Origin of the sequence: Kitasatospora putterlickiae (genome assembly GCF_039527695.1) — a bacterium.
In the GTDB taxonomy this organism is placed as follows: Bacteria; Actinomycetota; Actinomycetes; order Streptomycetales; family Streptomycetaceae; genus Kitasatospora; species Kitasatospora putterlickiae.
Genome location: NZ_BAAAKJ010000541.1, coordinates 1 through 4,558 on the forward strand (window position 1 = coordinate 1; position 4,558 = coordinate 4,558).

General features: G+C 75.3%; 3 protein-coding genes. 1 reads left to right on the forward strand and 2 read right to left on the reverse strand.

Annotated elements, in window-relative coordinates:
- Window positions 1–59 precede the first annotated feature (59 nt).
- Both ABD308_RS39000 and ABD308_RS39005 read right to left on the reverse strand, forming a co-directional pair.
- The gene (locus ABD308_RS39000; protein ID WP_344345806.1) at window positions 60–1,010 is read right to left on the reverse strand and encodes a DUF389 domain-containing protein; all 951 of its coding nucleotides are present in this window, start codon (window positions 1,008–1,010) and stop codon (window positions 60–62) included.
- Between the two features lie 203 nt (window positions 1,011–1,213).
- Window positions 1,214–2,353: a hypothetical protein gene (locus ABD308_RS39005; protein WP_344345808.1), complete on the reverse strand. Its 1,140-nt coding sequence runs from the start codon at window positions 2,351–2,353 to the stop codon at window positions 1,214–1,216.
- Window positions 2,354–2,929: 576 nt separating this feature from the next.
- Here ABD308_RS39005 and ABD308_RS39010 point away from each other — a divergent pair.
- Window positions 2,930–4,444: a TolB family protein gene (locus ABD308_RS39010; RefSeq protein ID WP_344345810.1), complete on the forward strand. Its 1,515-nt coding sequence runs from the start codon at window positions 2,930–2,932 to the stop codon at window positions 4,442–4,444.
- The last annotated feature ends 114 nt before the right edge of the window (window positions 4,445–4,558 follow it).

The following is a 4,558-nucleotide window of genomic DNA, read 5'->3' on the forward strand; positions in this document are numbered from 1 at the left end:
CGCCGGGCCGGGGCGGCTCAGGCGGGCCGGCGGGTGGCTCAGGCAGGCCGTCCGGTGGCTCAGGCGGACCGGCCGCCGGCGGCGGCCCGGCTCCGGATGCGCCGCCAGGCGCCCTGCTGCACCAGCAGCGTGAGCACCCCGGCCAGCACGATCCCCGCCATGTTCAGCAGCAGTTGCAGGCTGGAGCCCCAGAACTGCCGGAAGTCCCCGTACCCGAGGGCGACCGCCGCGTTGGCGGCGGCGGGGACCGTGGTCACCGAGATCGCCACGCCGACCAGCAGGCCCGCCTTGGACGAGGTCAGCGAGAGCAGTCCGGCGACGCCCGCGAGGAAGGCCACCACGAAGGAGGTCGCGTCCGGCTGCCAGATGAACGAGGTGTTCGGCCGGGCCGCCTCGAACCGCTCGTGGCTGAACAGCCCCAGGCCGTCCATGAGCAGGGAGAAACCGACGGTCAGCGCCATCGCGACCGCGAAACCGGCGATCAGCGCGTTCAGCGAGCGCAGCGCCGGCCGCGCGCGCCGCTGCACCAGTGCCACGCAGAGCCCGGCGAGCGGCCCGAACTCCGGCCCCACCGCCATCGCCCCGACCACCAGGATCGCGCTGTCCAGCACCGCGCCGCAGGCGGCCAGCATCGTCGCCACGGCGAGGAAGGCCAGGTAGACGCCGGTGAGGGTGGACTCCTCGTGGGTGATGTCGGAGACCTCCTCCCAGACCAGCGCGTCCGCGCCCTCACCCGGGGCGAGCCGCTCGGCCTCGTCGGCGGCGGCCGAGAGCGTCAGTTCGACCTCCTGGACGTCGATCGCGCCGCGCTCGGTCAGCCCCGTCCCGCGCAGCCCGGCGAGCACCTCGTCCGCCGACTCCCGGGCCACGTCGCAGAGCACCACGTCCCCGGCCGGCCGGACGGCCGCGTCGGGCAGCAGGACCACGTGGGTCACGCCGACGCAGTCGTCCAGGCGGCTCAGCACGGCGTCGCGCAGGTCGGCGGGGACGATCAGACGCAGGTGCAGCACGGGTGCTCCGGGGGTGGGGACGCGGTAGTGGGACCCCGCTCACCCTAAGGCGTGGCTGACGAATGATCATCGGGCTGGTTCGCGGAACCGGAGGATAGGGAGGCCGGGAGGGCCGGGGACGGGTAGCGGTCGGTGGGCTGCCGGGGCACGGGAACGGGCGGGGCCCGGGGCGGTGGTGCGCCCCGGGCCCGGCCGTCGGCGGATCAGGACGCCGAGGTGTACGCGGTGAAGAAGCGGGACGGGACCGGCGACCCGGAGGCGTTGAAGCAGATGGGGAAGAGGTTCACCGTCCCGGCGCTGCGGTTCCACGGAGTGGCCAGGGTGCAGTGGTCCGGGCCGGGCCCGAAGGCGGTGACCTGCGCGGTGTCGGAGGGCACGGCGATGTTCGGCAGGTTGACGGTGTAGGGGACGGAGCCGCCGAGCGTGTTGACCGCGCCGGAGGAGTTGAAGTTGGTCCCGCCCGGCACGCCGCCGTTGAACCAGAGGTAGCCGTAGAAGTTGGGCGGCAGGGCCGGCCCGTGCACCGCCCGCTTCTCCGAGTAGCTCAGCGTCCAGCGGGTGTTGTACAGGACGTTGCCCGCGTTGTAGCAGTTGACGATGACGGTCTGGCCGGTCGTGGAGGGCGCCCAGTCGGCGACCTTGCAGCGCGCGCCGTTGGCCGCGTCGACGGCGGTGACCTCCAGGTTGCCGGCCTGGGTGGGCTGGCCCAGGCCCGGCAGCCAGACCTTCCAGATGCCGGTGCCCCCGGAGCCGACGACGTTGGTGCCGCCGGTCGAGTTGTACTGGGTGACCACCGACCCGGTCGGGTTGGCGAAGACGTAGCCGTAGCCGCCGACGGCCGGGGACGGCACGCCGCTGCTGGTGGTGTAGAGGACGGTGAAGCGGTTGTCCTCGGGCGCCCCGCCCGTGCGGTAGCAGCCGACGGCGACGTCCTGACCGGAGCCCGCGGTGGCCCAGCCCCGGACCTGGCACCAGGACCCGGTGCGGGCGACGGCGGTGACGTGCGCGATGCCTCCGGGGCCGGCGATCAGCGGGAAGTGCACGACGTAGGAGCCGGTGCCGACCTTGTCGACCCGCACCGGGTTGGTGGCCGGCGAGGGCCAGCTGCCCCACTGGCGCGTGGTGTCGGGGACGTACCCCGGCGGCGGGGTCGGGTTGTCGAGGTAGGCGAAGCCCCAGCGGTCGGGCACCGCGGCGTGCGCCGGGCCGGCCGCCGGGAGGCTGACGCCCACCAGGGCGGCCAGGACGGCGAGGACGAGCAGCAGGGCGCGAACCGCGCGGAACGCGCGGTCGGCGGGGACGGGTCTGACCGGTGGTACGACGGTGCCGGCGTGCATGGGCATACCCCTTGGGTGTGGGTGGTCACGGGCGGCCTGCGCGGTGGTGCCCGCCCCGCTGCTCCGCTCGTGCCCGGGGTGAGCCGGGCACGCGGCGCCCGACGGGGCGACCGGTCCGTCAGGGAGGGGACCGGTGCTGCCCGGCGTCGGCCGGCAGGGGCGGGGTCGGGGGTCAGGCCCGACGGCGCTCACATCGTAGGGGCGCGCCGGGCGGGCCGCACAGGCCTGCGGCGGGCCCGGGTTGGGCCGTTGCCGGCCCTTCCCGCGGCGTCCGGAGAGCGCCCCTCCGGACGCGTTGCTTCCTGCCCGCCCCACCCCCCGCCCCACCGGCACCTCCAGTCCCACGGCACCCTCGTGCCCCGTCCGCGCCGTGGCCGGAAACGGCCGTTCCGGGTCCGCCGGGCGGAACCCTTCACCGCGCAGACCCCGGGTTGACGGGTTCTCATCAAAGCGGTGTCCGGGGCATTGACCCGGGTCCTGCCCGGCGGTTGGCTCGTACCCAGCCGACCGCCGAGGGGGGCGGGCCGCGCGGCGGTGCCGGGCCGGGCGCGCGGTGAGGCGCGAGCAGGGGAGGAACCCGCCATGACCACCACACCACCGGTCGCACGCAGCGCACGCGCCACCCGGGGACCACGCGCGGTGCGGGCCGCCGCAGTGCTGGCCGCCGCCGTCCTCGCCGGGGTCACCGCGGTCGTCCCCGCCGAGGCCGACCCGGCCCCGGCCGGCGCGGCGCAGGCGGACACCGCGCACGCCGGGGGGCTCTGGGCGCGCACGGCCCGGATCAGCACCGGTATCGGCGGCGCCGAGCCGGACACCGGGAGCCTGGCCACCGGGCTGAGCGCCAGCGGCCGCTGGGCCGTCTTCGACTCCGACGCCACCAACATCGTGCCGGGCGACACCAACGGCACGACCGACGTCTTCGTCCGCGACCTGTGGACCGGCGGCGTCGAGCGGATCAGCCTCACCTCCACGGGCGCCCAGGCCGACGGCTACTCCTACGAGGGCGAGATCGACGCCCTCGGCCGCTCCGTGGTGTTCACCTCCCTGGCCGGCCTCGTCCCGGAGGACACCAACGGCACGACCGACGTCTACCTCCGCGACCTGTGGACCGGCGGGATCGAGTGGATCACGGCCGGCGGCCCGGCCCAGCTGGAACCCGACCGGTACGCCAACGAGCCGTCGATCAGCGCCGACGGCCGCTACGTGGCCTTCGCCTCGACCCGCGACGACCTGGCGCCCGGCGCCGGACCCTACGGCACGATCAACATCTACGTCACCGACCGCCGGCAGCACACCACCCGCCTGCTCACGATCGGCGCGAACGGCTCACCGGCCAACCGCCACTCCTTCTGGCCGGTGATCAGCGCGGACGGCGGGAGCGTCGGCTTCATCTCCCGCGCCACCAACCTGGTGCCGCGCACCGAGGGCGGCCCGGCCGTCGAGGACCCGGCCGACGCGCAGGCCGCCGCCGACGACGAGGCCGAGCAGCCCAGGCCCCGCCGCCGCTACCTCCACGGCGGCGAGACGGCCGCCCGGCCGCCCCGCCAGTACCCCTACTACGTCCACGACCTGTCCTCCGGCCGCACCACGATCGCCAGCGCCGACGAGTCCGGCGCGCCGCACCCCGCGGCCACCGGCACGATCAGCCCCGACGGCCGCCTCGCCGTCTACTCCTACCTCGTCTACAACGGACCCGACAACGACTCCCGCCACCAGGAACTCTTCGTCCGCGACCTGCGGACGGGCGCGGTCCGCCGGCTGCCGATCGCCCTGCCCGGCACCGTCACCACCGGCAGTTCCTCCGCGCCGGTCATCGCCCCGGGCAACCGCTGGGTGTACTTCAACTCCAACGCCGACAACCTCGTCCCGGGCGACACCAACCACACCGTCGACGTCTTCCGGCACGACCTGTGGACCGGCCGCACCGAGCGGGTCAGCGTGGCCGCCGACGGCTCCCAGTCCACCGGCGGCTCCTACGACCCGGTCGTCGGCGGCCTGGGCACCGCCGTCCTGTTCACCTCGGGCGACGGCACCCTGGTCGACGGCGACGCCAACTTCTGGAACGACGTCTTCCTCCGCCGCGTCCTGCCCTTCTGACGCTCCGACCACCCCGACGGGTGCGTCCCCGGCGGCCGGCAGCGCCGCGGGGACGCACCCGCGCAGGACCCGGGCTCCCTCGGACCGGCCGCATCCGCCTGCGGCCCGTCCGAG

Coding starts and splice junctions, on each gene's coding strand:
- ABD308_RS39010 (WP_344345810.1), top strand. CDS start 2,930: ATGACCACCACACCACCGGTCGCACGCAGCGCACGCGCCACCCGGGGA.
- ABD308_RS39005 (WP_344345808.1), bottom strand. CDS start 2,353: ATGCCCATGCACGCCGGCACCGTCGTACCACCGGTCAGACCCGTCCCC.